Origin of the sequence: Litorimonas haliclonae (genome assembly GCF_965138505.1) — a bacterium.
GTDB lineage: Bacteria > Pseudomonadota > Alphaproteobacteria > Caulobacterales > Maricaulaceae > Litorimonas > Litorimonas haliclonae.
On the sequence record NZ_CBCSCO010000008.1, the window covers coordinates 1 to 15,768 of the forward strand.

The 15,768-nt window shown below is 49.8% G+C and carries 18 protein-coding genes; 7 read left to right on the forward strand and 11 right to left on the reverse strand.

The window, feature by feature from the left end:
- Positions 1-256: 256 nt before the first annotated feature.
- From ACNA05_RS13480 to ACNA05_RS13490, 3 genes are all read right to left on the reverse strand, one after another.
- Positions 257-751: a hypothetical protein gene (locus ACNA05_RS13480; RefSeq protein ID WP_415812035.1), complete on the reverse strand. Its 495-nt coding sequence runs from the start codon at positions 749-751 to the stop codon at positions 257-259.
- Positions 752-936: 185 nt separating this feature from the next.
- A complete protein-coding gene (locus ACNA05_RS13485; protein ID WP_415812036.1) occupies positions 937-3,138 on the reverse strand; it encodes a YadA-like family protein in 2,202 nt (733 codons plus the stop codon).
- Positions 3,139-3,271: 133 nt separating this feature from the next.
- Positions 3,272-3,631: a response regulator gene (locus ACNA05_RS13490; RefSeq protein WP_415812037.1), complete on the reverse strand. Its 360-nt coding sequence runs from the start codon at positions 3,629-3,631 to the stop codon at positions 3,272-3,274.
- A 171-nt stretch (positions 3,632-3,802) separates the two neighbouring features.
- Between ACNA05_RS13490 and ACNA05_RS13495 the strand changes: the two genes are divergently transcribed.
- The 3 genes from ACNA05_RS13495 to ACNA05_RS13505 all read left to right on the forward strand — a co-directional run bounded on the left by ACNA05_RS13495 (position 3,803) and on the right by ACNA05_RS13505 (position 6,190).
- The gene (locus ACNA05_RS13495) at positions 3,803-4,681 is read left to right on the forward strand and encodes an N-formylglutamate amidohydrolase (protein WP_415812038.1); all 879 of its coding nucleotides are present in this window, start codon (positions 3,803-3,805) and stop codon (positions 4,679-4,681) included.
- 225 nt (positions 4,682-4,906) lie between these two features.
- Entirely contained in the window at positions 4,907-5,311 is a 405-nt protein-coding gene (locus ACNA05_RS13500; RefSeq protein WP_415812039.1) for a helix-turn-helix domain-containing protein, read from the forward strand.
- A 54-nt stretch (positions 5,312-5,365) separates the two neighbouring features.
- Positions 5,366-6,190 (forward strand): inositol monophosphatase family protein, encoded by an 825-nt coding sequence (locus ACNA05_RS13505; protein ID WP_415812040.1) that lies wholly within the window; start codon positions 5,366-5,368, stop codon positions 6,188-6,190.
- 18 nt (positions 6,191-6,208) lie between these two features.
- On the opposite strand, the gene ACNA05_RS13510 is transcribed toward ACNA05_RS13505, so the two are convergent.
- The 3 genes from ACNA05_RS13510 to ACNA05_RS13520 form a co-directional block, all read right to left on the reverse strand.
- On the reverse strand, positions 6,209-7,180 hold the full coding sequence (locus ACNA05_RS13510; RefSeq protein ID WP_415812041.1) for an alpha/beta fold hydrolase: 972 nt from the start codon (positions 7,178-7,180) through the stop codon (positions 6,209-6,211).
- Positions 7,181-7,219: 39 nt separating this feature from the next.
- Complete coding sequence (locus ACNA05_RS13515; protein WP_415812042.1) at positions 7,220-7,513, reverse strand: SCP2 sterol-binding domain-containing protein; 294 nt, start codon at positions 7,511-7,513, stop codon at positions 7,220-7,222.
- A 93-nt stretch (positions 7,514-7,606) separates the two neighbouring features.
- Positions 7,607-8,512: a class I SAM-dependent methyltransferase gene (locus ACNA05_RS13520; protein WP_415812043.1), complete on the reverse strand. Its 906-nt coding sequence runs from the start codon at positions 8,510-8,512 to the stop codon at positions 7,607-7,609.
- Positions 8,513-8,733: 221 nt separating this feature from the next.
- Between ACNA05_RS13520 and ACNA05_RS13525 the strand changes: the two genes are divergently transcribed.
- Positions 8,734-9,213, forward strand: a complete 480-nt coding sequence (locus ACNA05_RS13525) for an Hsp20 family protein (protein WP_415812044.1) — start codon at positions 8,734-8,736, stop codon at positions 9,211-9,213.
- Between the two features lie 105 nt (positions 9,214-9,318).
- Here the strand turns inward: ACNA05_RS13525 and ACNA05_RS13530 are convergent, their stop codons facing one another.
- Entirely contained in the window at positions 9,319-10,338 is a 1,020-nt protein-coding gene (locus tag ACNA05_RS13530; RefSeq protein WP_415812045.1) for a 2-dehydropantoate 2-reductase, read from the reverse strand.
- An 88-nt stretch (positions 10,339-10,426) separates the two neighbouring features.
- Here ACNA05_RS13530 and ACNA05_RS13535 point away from each other — a divergent pair, with 88 nt between their 5' ends.
- Positions 10,427-11,227 (forward strand): acyl-CoA thioesterase, encoded by an 801-nt coding sequence (locus ACNA05_RS13535; protein ID WP_415812047.1) that lies wholly within the window; start codon positions 10,427-10,429, stop codon positions 11,225-11,227.
- Between the two features lie 34 nt (positions 11,228-11,261).
- Here the strand turns inward: ACNA05_RS13535 and ACNA05_RS13540 are convergent, their stop codons facing one another.
- The 4 genes from ACNA05_RS13540 to ACNA05_RS13555 all read right to left on the reverse strand — a co-directional run bounded on the left by ACNA05_RS13540 (position 11,262) and on the right by ACNA05_RS13555 (position 13,613).
- Positions 11,262-11,618, reverse strand: a complete 357-nt coding sequence (locus ACNA05_RS13540) for a hypothetical protein (RefSeq protein ID WP_415812048.1) — start codon at positions 11,616-11,618, stop codon at positions 11,262-11,264.
- Entirely contained in the window at positions 11,615-12,172 is a 558-nt protein-coding gene (locus tag ACNA05_RS13545) for a sigma-70 family RNA polymerase sigma factor (protein ID WP_415812049.1), read from the reverse strand. The genes ACNA05_RS13540 and ACNA05_RS13545 overlap by 4 nt, the downstream gene beginning before the upstream one ends.
- Complete coding sequence (locus ACNA05_RS13550) at positions 12,172-12,798, reverse strand: EF-hand domain-containing protein (RefSeq protein WP_415812050.1); 627 nt, start codon at positions 12,796-12,798, stop codon at positions 12,172-12,174. The genes ACNA05_RS13545 and ACNA05_RS13550 overlap by 1 nt, the downstream gene beginning before the upstream one ends.
- A 113-nt stretch (positions 12,799-12,911) precedes the next feature.
- On the reverse strand, positions 12,912-13,613 hold the full coding sequence (locus ACNA05_RS13555) for a MinD/ParA family ATP-binding protein (RefSeq protein ID WP_415812052.1): 702 nt from the start codon (positions 13,611-13,613) through the stop codon (positions 12,912-12,914).
- A gap of 253 nt (positions 13,614-13,866) precedes the next feature.
- Between ACNA05_RS13555 and ACNA05_RS13560 the strand changes: the two genes are divergently transcribed.
- On the forward strand, positions 13,867-14,301 hold the full coding sequence (locus ACNA05_RS13560) for a hypothetical protein (RefSeq protein ID WP_415812054.1): 435 nt from the start codon (positions 13,867-13,869) through the stop codon (positions 14,299-14,301).
- 131 nt (positions 14,302-14,432) lie between these two features.
- Positions 14,433-15,176 carry a fimbrial biogenesis chaperone gene (locus ACNA05_RS13565; protein WP_415812055.1) on the forward strand — a complete coding sequence of 248 codons (744 nt, stop codon included), beginning with the start codon at positions 14,433-14,435 and terminating at the stop codon, positions 15,174-15,176.
- Positions 15,177-15,768 lie beyond the last annotated feature (592 nt).

Consider the following 15,768-nt stretch of genomic DNA (forward strand, 5'->3'; position numbering starts at 1 on the left):
CCTCCTCCGCCTCCGCCTCCACCGCCAGCGGGCACAGCTCCGCAGCAAGCGGGCGCCGGGTTTGCAGCGGCCTTTAATCAAGGGCCATTCGACGAGGCTGTTGAGCCAATGCAAGGCGATATTATCCCATTGGATAAAACAGCCGAGCCCATTGTTATAGATAATAGCTGAGGTTCAGGCTAAACCTTAAACCCGAAAGCCGCCCTGATGGGGCGGCTTTTTTATGGCCTGAGTAGGCGGAGGAGGAAGCCTTTAACTACTTCGGGGCCGAGGCATCCGTCTCAACAATCGAGAGCGCGTTGATCCTCCAGCCTCCTCCTTCATTCGTATATATAAGGTCAAAGCGAACAGACTTTAGACGATAGTCAAACCCGCCCCGCAAGCGCAGGCTTCCGTCTGACAGAATGGCGGGAGGGATATAGTAGGTCGGGGGTGATAAAATAGTTCGGCCTAAATCAACCCGGTTCTGACGTAAGGATGAGAAATTTTGCATTAATTGTGCGGGAGGGTTTCTTTGTTTAAACCTGAGAGAGCCAAGCGAATAAAGGACGGAATAGTTTTCTGTCCTATTGGCATTGTCCAGGGCAATCATGGTCGACCAAACGAGCCGAGACAAAGTATTTTCGTCCGGCACTGATGCAGGTGACCTGACAGATGAAGGTTGTGGAGTTGATTGCGCGAGAGCCTCGCCAGGGGAAACTGACGCGAGCAGCGTCGAGAAAGCGAGAGCCGGAACTAATAATTTCAACATGCCGTCTTTCTCCTTATTTGTAACATTTGTTTCTTTACTCCCCCATTTAAAATGCTTGGGCGTGAAAACCCTATTCGAAATGCGGCCCATTAAAAAGGCAAACCGACATGAAAAAGCCCCAGCAAACTGCCGAGGCTTTAACTTTATAATGAACGCTCCCGGAGAGGCGCGCTCTATTGGTAAGACTACCAGCTGGCTTGAAAACCAGCGCGGGCGCCTGTTGATCCATTATCTACACCTGTCGTGACGGCACCGCTGAACTGGAAGTTCTGGTTCATACGGTAAGCGACACTCCCGGCGAAAGCTGTCTCGTCGTCATAATAGCCAAAACCGCCTGAAACAGCATAGGTCTGTGTCAGAGGTACATAAGCATTGTCGAGCGCAAGAGCGGCCGCAATACCTGCCCGGTTATCTAGGATGCTATCAATGTTCCGGCTAATTTGTGCGGAGTTTGAATCGATAGCTGCTGTATTCAAAGCCACGGCGGCGTTAGTCGACGCCAGAACAGCATTGGTTGAATCAATGGCTGCCGCGTTCGAATTAATCGCCATGGAGTTTGTCGTAATACCAGCGGCGTTGTTTTGAATGGCGACGCTATTGGCAGCTTGTCCACTTTGCAGCGAGAAGTCAGCGGCAATATTGCCGTCCCGGTCAGTTGTGACAAGTCCTATGTCGCCTGTTTGCGCAGCCGTACTCGTCGCGGATGTTAGGCCGGCAAACGTATAAGTGTTGACGGCGGTCCCGACAGCAACTTGGTTGTTGCGCGTTGTTGTCGCGCCGTTGCCGATAGCGGTTGAGTTACCGAAACTGGCATTGGCGCCATTACCGATTGCAGTTGCCGTATCGGCACCTGCGACGGCGCCTTCACCGACGGCTAGAGATCGAACCCCAGTGGCTTGAGCCAAGTGTCCGAAGGCATGAGCCCGCTCAGCCGTTGCCGTAGCTTGCCAACCAATAGCTGTCGCGGCCAGTCCGTCTGCATTACTTTCTCCGCCAATTGCGGTTGTAGAGTTCCCATTGGCATTTGCCATGGTACCAAATGAAGTTGCGTCAACCCCTGTTGCAGAGGAGGCATTACCAACCGCTGTGGCTTCCTGGCCAACGGCGTTCGAGGCTTCGCCGACGGCGAGTGTGAAATCGCCTTCTGCGTTAGCAATATGGCCTAGGGCGTGAGCGCGTTCCCCAACGGCATTTGACTGCCACCCAAAGGCTGTTGCCGCTAGGCCATCTGCATTGGCTTGCCCGCCGACCGCTGTCGTAGAGTTACCATTGGCATTTGATCTTGATCCTATTGCGTTAGCTTCAACTCCAACGGCATTTGCCGCTTCGCCGACGGCGAGTGTGAAATCGCCTTCCGCGTTCGCAATGTGTCCGAGGGCGTGAGCGCGTTCTCCAACGGCATTTGACTGCCACCCAAAGGCTGTTGCCGCTAGGCCGTCTGCATTGGCTTGTCCGCCGACTGCTGTGGTAGAGTTACCATTCGCATTTGATCTTGATCCTAGGGCGTTGGCTTCAACACCGACGGCGTTTGCTTCCTCGCCGACGGCGAGTGTGAAGTCACCTTCAGCATTGGCGATGTGGCCAATAGCGTGAGCGCGCTCGCCTACGGCGTTTGCTTGCCAACCAAAGGCTGTCGCCGCTAGGCCGTCCGCATTGCTTTCTCCGCCGACCGCTGTCGTAGAGTTACCATTGGCATTGGCCATAGTACCGAATGAAGTTGCATCAACACCCGTTGCCGAGGCTTGGTTACCGACTGCTGTGGCCTCTGTTCCTACGGCATTAGCATCTTCGCCAACGGCCAAAGTTCTTACGCCTTGCGCATTTGCAAGGTGTCCAATGGCATGAGCGCGTTCGCCCTCGGCATTAGCCTGCCAACCTACGGCGGTGGCGGCTGTTCCGTCAGCATTACTTTCGCCGCCAATAGCTGTCGTTGAAGTGCCAACTGAACTGGCTTCATCCCCGATAGCCAAAGCATCAGCCCCGTTTGCGACGCTGAGATTGCCGATCGCCGTGGAGTTAGCAGTTTGGGCTTGTGAATCCTCACCAATAGCGAGAGACAGATCGCCTGTTGCTGTGGCCTGGTGACCAAAGGCTTGCGCTTGGGCTCCCGTTGCAGATGCTTGCCAACCAATTGCGGTTGCGCCAGCCCCTACAGCGTTACTTTCCCCGCCAACGGCGCTGGTGGAATTGCCTTCGGCGTTGGAATCAGTCCCGACAGCAAGAGCGTCAATGCCGTCAGCATTTGAATCAACACCACACTCAAGTGAGGTAGCGTCCATGTCGCCTGCATTACAGTCAGGGGTTCCGTCGGCAAAAGCCGGGGCCGCCCCCATCAGAGATATAGCGAGTGCGCCTGCCGATATAGTTCCCGTTAGAAATCTTCTCATTATTTTGTCCTCTCAGTGATAATGCAATTAGAACTTGCCTAAAAGATACGAAGAGGTTTTGAGTTTGGGTGCGCCTTTACTAAAATTTATTAATTATTCTTTGCGAACCGACCGGAGAGGTGCGGGTTGGGCCTTACGCTGCGATAAGACGGTCCACCTCGGCCACTAATTGCCGTAAGTGGACGGGTTTGGACAAAACTGTGGTCTCTGAGGCTTTTGCATCACTCATGGCGACAGCGGCAAAACCTGTGATGAACATAATTTTTATTCCGGGAGAGAGGACTTCTGCCTGTTTAGCCAGTTCAATACCGTCCAGACCGGGCATCATAATGTCGGTCAAGAGCATATCGAACGCCCCGTCTGCAAATTTGAGCGCGCGTAATGCCCGCTCTCCGTCAGAGCAGGAAATCACTTGGTGGCCAGCTTTTTCCAACGCTTTTTCGAAAAACTTGCGCATCGCATCATCGTCTTCGGCATATAAAATGGTCGCCATAAATTTTCCTGTTGCGTTAAATGTCTTATTTTAGGTCTTTAATGGGTGCCTGACTGAATTTCTATGCAGGATTTCGGCCACTTGTCCCAAAATATCCATAATTAAGGTGCTAAGTGGGTTATCTTAAGACTTTCTATAACGCCTGCGTGATTTTTGCGGTATAAGGAGTATATGATGAAGTCGGCTTATGAGCTTGAGCAAGACAGTCTGGAGGTTTTAACTCCGGCTTGTGAGCTCCTGCGTCCGTCTCAATGGCGGGCAGGTGTTGTGTTTGCCTCTCCTCATTCCGGTAATATCTATCCGCAGAGCTTTATTGAACGCTCTATGCTCAGTATCGCCCAACTCCGTAAAAACGAAGATATCTTCGTGGATAAATTGTTCGGGCCCTGTGTGGCCGCAGGAGCGCCCTTACTCTCGGCCCGGTTTCCGCGATGTTTTGTCGACGTGAATCGCAGCGAAGATGAGGTGCCGCCCGGCTGGTGCGACAAGCCAAAAAAATGCAGCGTCAGGGCTCAGGCCGGGCTTGGAGTCATTCCGACGCATATTAATGAGACGAGCTCGATTTATCGACGTGCCCCTGACGCAGATATTATGCCCCTCAGGCTCAATAAGCTGTATCGCCCCTATCATAACGCCTTGCAGGGTTTGATAGAGGAGTGCGTTAAAAGGTTTGGCCAGGCCCTTTTGATTGATTGTCATTCTATGCCGGGGTTTTCTCCGATGGGAGCCAGACGACCGGATATTATCCTTGGCGACCGCTTCGGAAAGTCTTGCCATCCGGATACGCTTGCCCGTGTTCAGGGAATTTTTCGCGCAGCAGGCTATTCGGTTTCAACAAATTATCCCTATGCGGGAGGTTATGTAACGTCGCATTATGGACGTCCCGAAAACGGTGTCGAGGCGGTTCAAATCGAAATAAACCGCGATTTATACCTCAATCCTGTCACTTTGGCGCCGAAAAAAGGCTATGACAACTTGGCAGAGGATCTCGCACAGATCACGCGGAGTCTTATACAGGCCTTTATTCCGAACAGTCGCGCGGCCCAATAACCACGGCTGAAGATTTCAAAATGTCCCAATATGAGACAGGCTCCGGTGATAATTCAAACAGGACGAGAAAAATGTGTCAGCCTTTCGGCCATGTGTGAGGAGAAAAGGGAAAAACTCCCCCTTTTTTAAGGCGAACAACCGGCAGGGGAATTTTAAAAGGTAGATTTCACCACTTTGGCACAGCGTTTGCTCTGGTAAGGGCGTAACAAAAACAGGGTGAACTGAATGACCAATGATATTGACCTCCACGTGGGCAAACGCCTCCGCCGCCGCCGCCGCCTTTTGGGACTGACGCAACAAAGTCTGGCTGAGCAGGTCGGCATACGGTTTCAGCAAATTCAAAAATATGAATGCGGAGCAAATCGAGTGTCTGCTGCTCGTCTATTTGAACTTTCAGAAGCGCTTTCCGTGCCGATTCAGTATTTTTATGAAGGCCTCTCTTCGAATGATCCCCTATATAATGCGCCTGACCCGGATGTAATTGCGCCTGATGTCTTGTCGAAAAAAGAGACGATGGACTTGGTTCGGGCTTATTACTCTATGGGCGAGACGCCGCGGAAACATTTATTGGACTTGGCAAAATCTCTCGAAGCTACAACTAAGCCCAATCTTAGATTAGTCGCGCAATAAGCTTTCGGCAATTAAACGGGTTGTTCCGTTGGGCGGTCATGCTAGCCTGTGTGCATGACCGTAAAAGCTAAAATTGATACCCGACTCGCCTTTCTTCCTGAACTGGCAGAGGCGGCTCGTGCCATTACCTTACCACTGTTTTTAAACCCAGAGGGGATAGAAAATAAGGCTAAGGGAACGGATTACGATCCCGTGACAAAAGCGGATAAGGACGCGGAAAAGGTTCTACGCGACCTTATTTTAAAAGCCTTCCCGGATGACAGTGTTGAAGGGGAAGAGTTTGCTGACCACACCGGCACAAATGAATTTTCCTGGACGCTTGATCCTATTGATGGAACGCGCGGATTCATTGCCGGAGTTCCGGTCTGGAGCACACTTATTGCTCTGTCCTATGAAGATGAACCAATTCTGGGGCTGATAGATGTTGCGGCGCTGGACAAGCAATATTTCGGACGACTTTACAATAATAAAAAAGAAGCCTGGCTTCTTGAAAAAGGGGTGTCCACTCCATTGAAAGTGGCAGATTGCGCGGTACTTCAGGATGCCGTTTTGGGATGTACAGAACCTTTAGCCATGTTCAAGCCCGGAGAACTCGCAGCCTATAATATCATCCGCCGCGGCGTAAGGTTTTCGCGCCTCGGGTTAGACGCTCTGGGGTACGGACTTCTCTCCGAAGGGCGTATGAATATTATCATTGAGGCCCTGATGAAACCGTGTGACGTCCGCGCTCTCATGCCAATTGTTGAAGGGGCCGGAGGTCGCTTGACTAATTGGGAGGGCGGATCTGCGGTGAATGGCGGTCGTGTGGTGGCCGTCAGTGATCCGGCATTACTGCCCGAGCTTTATACTTATTTAGGCCGGGCTATGGACCCGTCCTGAAAAAGTAGGATATTTAATCTATAGTCCCTGTTCGTCCAGAAAATCATCAATCATTGTAAAAAATTTTGTTCTGTATAAGTCGCGCTCCAGAAAGAGCTCATGTAGTGCGCCGGGAATAACATCGTAATTAATTTCGGCGTTCTTGGCGAATTCCTCTATAGAACTAGGGTCCACTATGGGGTCGGCTCCGGCCGCTACGATTAATCCCGGCACTCTAAGGTTCTCTGCATTGCGGTTTACATAGGACATGGAAGATAGCGCCGCACTGATCCAGCCAAATGTGGGTTGGCCCACGCGAAGGCGCGGAACACTTTGGAAGTAGCTGGCCCAGATTTTGTAACGCTCTTTATCTGTTGTAAGTTTATTGGCGCTGAAAGAGACGGGCATCCCGTTGCGTTGCGTCTGGAAGGGAAGGTTTTTCTCCGCCAGTCCAAGTTTTGATAAAGCCGAAATCGTCCACCGCATAAATGTTGTCTCAAGGTCGAACAGGCCGAGCATGGGGGCACTACAAATAACGGCTGAAGGGGAGAGAGCGCCGCTTAGTATAGCGTGCAGCACCACGGTGCCGCCCATGGAGTGTCCCATAGCAATGTGCGGGCGCGGTAGAGCCGAGTCAAATTGAGCCGTGATTTCTGCAAGGTCGTCAGCATAGGTCTGGAAGCTATCGATATAACTTCTTAGTTTATCCGGTAGAATGCGATCCGATAGGCCTTGACCGCGGGGATCCATCATAAGGACGCAAAACCCCCGCGAGGTAAGATCCGAAACGCTTTCCCAGTACTTTTCGATGAATTCTGTGCGGCCGGGGCAAAAAAGAATTGTGCCGCGAGGCGCATGGGTTTCGGGTAAAGCGAGAAGGACGCGAAGTCTGATGCCATCCTTTCCTTTCGCGAAATAAGTTTTCGCGCGTGTTTCCAATCCGGGCGGCAAAGCGCGGCCGCCCGGCTGAATAATCTCGGCAGTTTCAAATGGCAGAGAGTCGTGTCGCATAAAAAGCCCAGGCCTCGGACGAGACCTAGTGAGACATAATTACATATTCGAGAATATGCTTTGTAAGCCCATGGCAACAGACATGTCGCCAGTGACTTTTAATTTACCGGACATAAACGCCATCATCGGATCCATTTCGCCTTTGGCCAATGAGATGAAATCGGATTTGTCCACGCTAATGACGCAATCGGCGTCTTTATCGGACACTTCCGCCGATGTGCCTTGTGCCCAAACGGCGCCATCGCCTTCAAAGTCAAACTTAACAGATTTGTCGATGCCGCCCGCCTTTTCCAGCGCGTCGGTCATCTTTGTGGCGATTTCAGAATTTTCCATAATATCATCCTCCCGGGGTCATGTGTGTGTGTCTAGTTATGCGCAAATAAAAGGGCGGCGCGAGTCCTTTTTGCCCTTAGATTTGCATGGTGACTATAAAGGTTTGCGGAATTTGAGAGTGGCGCGATCACTTTCGCCGATGTTTTTGTAAAGCTCCGCATCGAAATCGACAGCTTCTTCAGAGCCTTCTTCCGGCAAGCGGGAGCTCGGTTGAAGTGTCCAAACGCCCATTGGGTGATCTGCCGTATCTTTAGGGTTAGCATTGACTTCGCTTGCGGCGACAAATTCAAAACCGGCGCGCGCAGCCATATCCTTGATATAGCTTTCCTGAACATAGCCACTGCTACCGCGAGGGTCTTGAGACGCGGTTTCGGGCAGGCGGTGTTCTACCACGCCTAACAGTCCGCCGGGTTTGAGAGCCGCGTAGAATTCTTCAAATGCCTGATCCGCATATCCGCCGCCCATCCAGTTGTGAACATTACGGAATGTCAAAATTGTATCGACTGACTCAGCCGGTAAAATCGGCCCGGAATCTTTCATAAAGGCACCATATTCGATGTCTCCGTAAACAGACGCATCCGAATAAGTATCCTTATAGGCCTGCACTCTGGCATCCAGACGCTCATTTACGCCGGTCGGGTATTGCACCGCAATATAAGTTCCGTCATTGGCCGCCAGATAAGGGGCGAGAACATTTGTATACCAACCCGGCCAAATTTCGGCGACGCGTTGGTTTGGCCCAACTTCAAAAAACTCAAGTGTTTCTTGCGGGTTACGAAACTGGTCGCGGGCGCTTTCCTCTGCCCGTCGAGGGTCCGCGATAACTTCTGAAAGGCTTAACGAGGCTTCCGCTGTCTCTGGGGTTTCAACCGTCTCGGTTTCCGCTGCTCCGGTTTCGGTTGTCGTAGGATTGGCAGGCTCGTCATTGCCGCCGCAGGCCACAAGCGCCAAGCCTGCCGCAGAAAGAAGTGCCCATTTAGTAACTTTGAGTGTCATCATTGTATTGTCCCTATCGAAATCTCACATTGAACGTCCGTAGCATTTCACTGGCCTAAATTAAATGTCAGCACAATGATAATTTTTGCAGTTGGTAAACTTGCGAGCCCAAAATCCGTCCCCATTTTTAGTGATGCAAGCCGCCATAATGGGGTTTGTAAATTGAATCAGGACGGCCCGCAAAGGGCGTCCAAATTAACATTGCTTTAAAAAAGGATGATACCATGAGAACTTATGATTTCTCCCCCCTCTACCGCAACTTTGTCGGATTTGACCGCATGGCAAACTTGATTGATGCGGCTTCTCAAGCCAGCGCCAATACTGCAAGTTACCCCCCCTACAATGTCGCGCGTCTAAGCGAAGACAGCTACCGTATCGAATTGGCCGTCGCAGGCTTTTCCGAAGACACGCTTGAGCTTGAAACTCATGAAAATGTGCTGACGATTTCTGGATCGAATGCGACTGAAACTGCGAATGATGATGTAGAATATTTGCATCGCGGAATTGCCGAACGCGGTTTTGAACGTCGTTTCCAACTGGCTGACCATGTTAAAGTGACGGCAGCCGAATTGAGAAACGGTCTGTTGACAATCTCGCTGAAACGCGATGTGCCAGAAGCCTTGAAACCGCGTAAAATCGCGATTGAAAATTCTGACCAAAAGTTAATTACACCTCAGCCTAGCGGTAAGGAAAAAGCTGCTTAAATAGAGGTAACGCGATTGCGACAGTTTCTTCCCCTGAAAACTGGTTCGTAGCGTGACAGTTGCGGCGCCATGCGATACCCCCCCCTCCCAATTCGCATGGCGTCGCTATTTTTTCACAAGCTTTAGTATTTCCGTCCCTGAAAGTTTCGGAGACATGCCTTTTTCAAAGGCTGTGTTTATAGCGTCCAAAACATTTGAATTGGCGTAGGTCTCAACCCCTAAAATTTTGCCCTGACGGACAATTTCTCCTTGCAAATACTCTATTTCAGACTTCCGGCCGATCTCCAAATCATCGAGCATCGAAGATCGGGCTTTGGCATCTATCTTCACAATGTGATCCATAAGGATGCGATACAAAACATTTGGAAGTTTGAGCAGTTTAATGACTGCTTTCGGAGAGTGGCCGTTAAACCGTCCTACCTCAATGTCCTTCGTCTTGGCGACATCTAATCCCTCTTGAATAACGCATGCGAAAGCGCGCCTATAGTCTTTTTGAGAGAAACTTTCCCTCAGAGTGCCGCCGCTTAGCGTATTTAATGCATTGTTTAAATTCACCAAAAGTTTAGCCCACTGGTCGCCTTCAAAATTACCGCCATATTGAGTGGCCTGACCGGCTTTGTTGAACGCCAGACAGACATCATCCGGCAGGTTATGCTCAAAATGTAGCGTCCCTCCGGTTCCGCAGTGGTACGACGCGGATCCATTTGGCGTCACATTAAAAGGGACGATTGCTCCCGAAACTTTGAAGGCAGTGCCTAGCTCTTCTTTCAGAACGGCTACATTTCGTATGCCGTTCTGACAGCTTATTACATGCGCGCCTGGTTTGGCATGCTTTAAGATGTCTTGCGCCGCGAGGGCCGTGTCTTGGGATTTTGTGCAGAGTAGAATCAGATCGCAGTCGCTTAGGGCCGAAGACGAAGTTTTAATAGTCACTTTTTCGGCACCAAGATGAATGGGAGCGTTCTGAAAATGGGTTAGCGTAAGGCCATTTTGTTTAACCGCGTGTTGCAATCGGCTGCGACCAATAAAGACAAGGTCTGCGTCTTGTGACTTTAACAATCCACCCAAATAACACCCAATAGACCCAGCGCCAAAAACAGCGATTTTCGTTGTAGGACTATTCATGAAAGACTCTGGTTTTCTTTGGTATGATTTGTGAGAGTCTAGTCTGTAGATTTTCCTAAAGATAGTGAGCGAAAAGGAAAGATTGGCTATGTCAGATTTCGGATTCAAAGATATTGCAGACGCAATGACGCAAACAGCTGAGGGGCTGCAAGCTCAAATTTCTGAAAATTGGCGACAGGGGCGAACTGCTTATGGGGGAGTGAGCGCCGCTCTGGCTCTTGCGGCCGTCAATAAATCTCATCTGGACTTGCCGCCGCTTCGCTCAGCAAATGTCAACTTTATCGGCCCCGTCCCCGAAGTCCCTGTTTTCCGGACAGAGGTTTTGCGTCAGGGGCGCAATGTAACTGTTGTTGAAGCAAAAGGATATGACGGCGAAGCGCCAGTGGTAAGTGTCACCTTTTGTTTTGGAGCGAGCCGCGACTCTGATTTAAGCGTTGGCTTTCCTGCGCCCGACGCCCCTTCACCTGAAAAGTGTGAACCCTATACCCCAAAAGAATACGAGGCCTTTGTGCCTGTTTTTTTTCATAAGTTTGATACACGTTTCATCGAAGGAGGACGTCCGGTCACGGCGCAAGATGAAGGCTACATTCGGGTATGGAGCCGCCATCAACATGAAGGCTCTCGCGATGGAACCGAGAGTCTCTTTTGTATTGGAGATGTTTTGCCTCCAGGGGCTCTGCCCATGTTGAAACGTCCCGGGCCTGTCAGCTCCATGACTTGGATATTTAATATTTTGTCTGATAACCCCTCAACCGAAGACGGGTGGTGGCAGATTGAAACGCGATTAACGGCGGCTCATGGGGGCTATTCTTCTCAGGTCATGCGTGTCTGGAACAGCTCAGGTGAGCTAATTGCTGAGGGAATGCAAAGCGTTGCGATTTTTGTCTAGTTCTATAACGAATGAGCTTAAATAAAGTGGCGGATTATAAATTCCCTACTTCTATTTCGGATCCAATTTCATTGTTTACGACTGTCTCGCCTTCCACCCACGCGTAAAGATCTTCATAACCCATCGTTTGCGCTGTTTCGGCCCAAGCCTCGGCTTCATTCGTTTGAATGGGGGTGAGCGTGTTGACGCCGACGACACCGAGAATGACGGCCATTGCAGCAAGGCCAGCCCAGCGTTTCCAACGATTGTCATTTGCGGCTTTAAAGCTCTCGATATTAATTGCCGTTTTGGACGAACGCTGCGCTTTCGCCTGCTGCAAAATACGGGCTTTTAATAAATCGCTCGGTTCGGGCGATTTCACCTGATCAAGTAAATTATTTAAATTGCTCATATTGTCTCTCTTTCAACCCACGGACTTAATGCCGCTTTTAGGTTTTTTCGGGCCCGTGACAGCAGGCTCTCATAGGCTTTTACGCTTTGCCCTAATATTGCGGCTCCCTCTTTCTGTGAGAGATGCTGATAATAGGACAGGGTGATGGCGGCTCTTTGGGTGTCAGGAAGATTAGAAAGGGCGCGTCTGACCGCGTCAATTGTGTCATTTTTTTCTAGCTCCTCCAGAGCTGTTTCAGTCGTATCCGCCTGATCCGGAACCTGGTCGGAATAAATCGGCCCTTTTTTTCTCAATCGATCCAGACAATCATTCGTCGCGACCCGGCGCATCCAAGTCAGTATCGTGGCGCGGCCAGGCTCCCATTTTGGAGCTACTTGCCAGAATTTAAGGAACGTCGTCTGCGCCACATCCTCGGCCAAAGAGGCATCACCCAACATGTAATAGCCAATGGCGGTTACAGTTTTCAAATGCCTGTCCATAAGATGGCCTAGAGCGGATTCTTCTCCTTCCCGAAGACCGGGAAGGAGATCAATATCGGGGTCGGTTTTAGCCATTAGCCGCGATGTTTACGCGAATGTCGTTTGCCTTTGCGGTGTTTCCCTTCGCCTTTCGTCAGAACGCCGTCTCCATTGGCATCCATTCGAGCGAAAAGAGCGTCCGCGCGTGACATGTACTCAGCCTGGCTGATGCGGCCGTCTTGGTCTGTATCCAAACGGGCTTTATGTCCGCGTTTACCTTTATGATCACCCTTTTTGGCTTTCATCATCTCTTTGGCAGCCTGTTTCTCTACCTCTGAAACCGTACCGTCATTATTCGTGTCAAAACGGGCTTTCATTTCGTCGCGGCGTTCTTGACGCTTTGAAGCGCGGGCCGTGTCAGCGGCTTTCATTTCTGCTTCGGTCACGGCGCCGTCACCATTGGCGTCCATTTTATCAAATTTGCGAGACAAATGAGCGTCGCGGCGGTTTTCGCGAAGGGCGGTTTGTTCTGATTTATCTAGATAGCCATCAGAATTTAAATCCGCACTTTGAAACTTTGCCAGAGATTCAGCTGAAAACTCTGCCTGTGTGACTTGTCCGTCTTGATTAGTATCTGCTTTAGGGCCTTGAGCCAAGGCAGGCGACGATGCAAGCGCGATAGCGGCAGCGCTCAGAAGTGTAAGTTTTTTAAAGTGACGCATGAGAGTCTCCTTTTCGTTGCGTTCATAGACACAAACGGTGCAGACTCACAAATCCTTCGTTGAAAAACATTAATTAAATGTCATGCTTTTAAAAACAAAACGATACCTTTCAATTAGGCTGCTGTACTGGCAAGAGTTTTCCGTAATTGACCCAATAGTCGAGTTTCCAAATTTTCATCCATTACGTGCCCGGCATAGGGCGGAGGGGCGCCTAAATAATCGCGTACGCAATCGGATAGCATCAGAGCCGTTTCCACAGCTTCCCCCATATCGCCGCAAGACAATATATAAGGATCAAATTTCGGGGCGCGCCGCCTGATGGCTTCAATCATCCAATAAGCCCGCATGAAATCATCCCGTTTTGTATCATACCCCAATAGGCAAATGTCACCTGCCGCCGCAAGGCGGGTATGGGCGCTAGTGCACCCGGGCTTTGCGACAACAAAAACCCAGTCAAACTCTAGCGAAAGGGCGGCGAGGCTACCCAAAGCTTTATCTAAAGGAATATCGCCTAGCGCAACGGTGTTATAGTGTTCATTGGCTGTGACATAGAGGGCGTCGCGTAATTGCGCCTCTCCAGAGAGTACATCCGCCAAGGTTTTCTGATATATAACTCCGGCCCGGTTCAGGGTTTGCCCCCCATTACAGTCTAGTATGAGGACAGTTTCCCCATAACTGGCGGCTTTCCGCCCTAGCGCAAGGGCTGTATCTATAAGATCAAAATCCACAGGATTGGCGGATAGAACCGGAACGAGGCGTCCGGCAGGCTGATAGGCTGTAACAGAATCTATGGTCTGGGGCTTGAGGGGCGGCATGTTAAACTCCGTATTTTCACCTGACGGCCGTGTTTTCCGGCTCTTTCACTGCCTTCTATCTATCAGGCAGGAGTTTCCGCTTCGCAAAGAGGCGTGGTAAATTTTGATTAAGAGTCCGGGGGGGGGGCGGAAGCTAAATTTTATAAAAATTGCTCCAGCTGGTCTGTAACGGCGCGGCAATAGCAACCCGGCGGCATTAACCGCTTATTAGATGAATAGTGGTATCTGGCTCGAAACGACGAGGTGAATACTAATGAAAAAGTTTGCTCTTATTTCTTCTGCTACTATTTTTTTGCTGGGCCATGCGGGATTTTCTTATGCTGCTGACGCGGGTCCCCAAAGTTCGGCTACTATGGGCGTTACTGTTATTATTCCCCCGTTAGGCGAAGCCGTGAAAGCCCAAAAACAAGGGGCAACGGGTCTTTGGTCTCTAGTAAATGGAAAGCGCGGTTTAATGATAAATGCGCCGATCCAAGCGCCAGGAGCAAAGTCAGCTGAAATTAGTCTATTCGCTCAGAATGCAAATGCCCTTGATGTTTATACGAGCTACGGCTTCGCTCAGACTCAATTAAAATCTAGTGGGAAAGGCCAGAATGGGCTGAAAGAAATTTCGTTTGACCTTTCTCTGGAGGATGCGCAGTCTATTCCCGGCCAGCGTTTTAAAACTTTCACCGTGGCTCCAAAATAAATAAAAACACAGTTAGTTCTCTCCTAGCCGTTGCAGAGTGTTGACTCCAATTTATGGAGTCAGCTAATTTGATGTGGCTGGAATGCCATCAGCTTTTTGGCGATGCGGTTTCAGTTCAATGGGGTGATTTTATGCGTAAACTTTTTTTGACTTCGGCGTTGACGCTGGCGGCTACCATGATGGCCATGGTGCCGACGTCGTCCCATGCGAACTTGTCGATTGATAAGTTATGGGTTGATTTTGAAGCTGGCGAGAGCGGCCGAAGTGATATTGTTATTCGAAATGACAGTGACGATAGATATTATATATCTGTAACTGTTTCTGAGATTTTAAATCCCGGTACTGAAGATGAGGAAAGGGTTCAAGAAGTTGACCCGGAAAAAATTGGCCTATTAGTGACGCCGAACAGAATTGTTCTGGACCCTGGGTCTATTCGTTCCATACGTCTTGTGTCTTTAAATCAGGCTTTGCCGAAAGATCGAGTGTACCGTGTTCTTATATCGCCACAGGTAGGTGCAATCAAAGCTAAGGCAAATGCGGAAGATGAACAGGCTATAGCGATTAAGCTCCTCGCGGCTTATGACGTGTTAGTTGTCGCTCGTCCAAATGGCAGTGCCCCGGAAATTGAATCTGAACGAAGCGCAGAACGCGTCACGTTGAAAAATGTGGGAAATACGAATGTCCTTGTATTGGACGGGTTTGTTTGCCCTGAGGAGGCTGGGGATGAGCCATCGGTAGATACCTGTACCGTATTCCCCACGAAACGTTTATTCTCCGGAGGGGAGATGGAAATTGATCTTAACTCTCCAAGCGACCGGGTCATTCTTCGGACCAAATCGGCTGCCACAAGTTCGGCTAAGTTGAGAAACTTTTAAGGTTTCCACTCGACTTCCGCTTGGGGCTATTGGACCTGTTCTCTCAGAGCAGGGCTGAGCGATGCGGGGGCCATTTTTGCTCCCGCCTATCTCGTGACAATCCTATTTTATAGGGTGGAGACCGCTTTTTAGGGATATGTCTTATCAAATCCGATTGGTGCGAAAACGATAGGCTTCAATATATCTAAAAGAGCTGATTATCTAAGAAGGCTTTGTTCAGCTGAATGGGCCATGATTAATCTCCATGCATATGCCTAATTTTTTATAACATAAGTTAATCTTAACAAACAATATTTCGATTATTAGTTGAAATTTTCCGCTCATTTTTGCGTTTCAAAAGGTGTAACGCAGGTCTGATTTGCTCCTGAAACACTCCTCGAAATTAACCATATCATACCTAGGAATATGCGTAACCCATTGTTTTTATTTAAGTATTCGGCGCAATTTTTTTCGGGCGATTCTCTCTTCAAGGGTAACTGAAAATTTGATTCTCTTAAACAAGAAAGGCGTTTGACTTGGAAATAGGAAGACCTTAATAAAATGTTAAGGAACGGCAATTCCGCGGTTCTGAAAACATGGGGTGTTTCAAATG

Excerpts from the sequence above, each read along its gene's own strand:
- ACNA05_RS13490 (WP_415812037.1), bottom strand. The coding sequence starts at position 3,631 with ATGGCGACCATTTTATATGCCGAAGACGATGATGCGATGCGCAAGTTT.
- ACNA05_RS13550 (WP_415812050.1), bottom strand. The coding sequence starts at position 12,798 with ATGCGTCACTTTAAAAAACTTACACTTCTGAGCGCTGCCGCTATCGCG.
- ACNA05_RS13535 (WP_415812047.1), top strand. The coding sequence starts at position 10,427 with ATGTCAGATTTCGGATTCAAAGATATTGCAGACGCAATGACGCAAACA.
- ACNA05_RS13495 (WP_415812038.1), top strand. The coding sequence starts at position 3,803 with ATGATGAAGTCGGCTTATGAGCTTGAGCAAGACAGTCTGGAGGTTTTA.
- ACNA05_RS13565 (WP_415812055.1), top strand. The coding sequence starts at position 14,433 with ATGCGTAAACTTTTTTTGACTTCGGCGTTGACGCTGGCGGCTACCATG.
- ACNA05_RS13485 (WP_415812036.1), bottom strand. The coding sequence starts at position 3,138 with ATGAGAAGATTTCTAACGGGAACTATATCGGCAGGCGCACTCGCTATA.
- ACNA05_RS13515 (WP_415812042.1), bottom strand. The coding sequence starts at position 7,513 with ATGGAAAATTCTGAAATCGCCACAAAGATGACCGACGCGCTGGAAAAG.
- ACNA05_RS13505 (WP_415812040.1), top strand. The coding sequence starts at position 5,366 with ATGACCGTAAAAGCTAAAATTGATACCCGACTCGCCTTTCTTCCTGAA.
- ACNA05_RS13545 (WP_415812049.1), bottom strand. The coding sequence starts at position 12,172 with ATGGCTAAAACCGACCCCGATATTGATCTCCTTCCCGGTCTTCGGGAA.
- ACNA05_RS13520 (WP_415812043.1), bottom strand. The coding sequence starts at position 8,512 with ATGATGACACTCAAAGTTACTAAATGGGCACTTCTTTCTGCGGCAGGC.
- ACNA05_RS13480 (WP_415812035.1), bottom strand. The coding sequence starts at position 751 with ATGTTGAAATTATTAGTTCCGGCTCTCGCTTTCTCGACGCTGCTCGCG.
- ACNA05_RS13555 (WP_415812052.1), bottom strand. The coding sequence starts at position 13,613 with ATGCCGCCCCTCAAGCCCCAGACCATAGATTCTGTTACAGCCTATCAG.
- ACNA05_RS13560 (WP_415812054.1), top strand. The coding sequence starts at position 13,867 with ATGAAAAAGTTTGCTCTTATTTCTTCTGCTACTATTTTTTTGCTGGGC.
- ACNA05_RS13525 (WP_415812044.1), top strand. The coding sequence starts at position 8,734 with ATGAGAACTTATGATTTCTCCCCCCTCTACCGCAACTTTGTCGGATTT.
- ACNA05_RS13510 (WP_415812041.1), bottom strand. The coding sequence starts at position 7,180 with ATGCGACACGACTCTCTGCCATTTGAAACTGCCGAGATTATTCAGCCG.
- ACNA05_RS13540 (WP_415812048.1), bottom strand. The coding sequence starts at position 11,618 with ATGAGCAATTTAAATAATTTACTTGATCAGGTGAAATCGCCCGAACCG.
- ACNA05_RS13530 (WP_415812045.1), bottom strand. The coding sequence starts at position 10,338 with ATGAATAGTCCTACAACGAAAATCGCTGTTTTTGGCGCTGGGTCTATT.
- ACNA05_RS13500 (WP_415812039.1), top strand. The coding sequence starts at position 4,907 with ATGACCAATGATATTGACCTCCACGTGGGCAAACGCCTCCGCCGCCGC.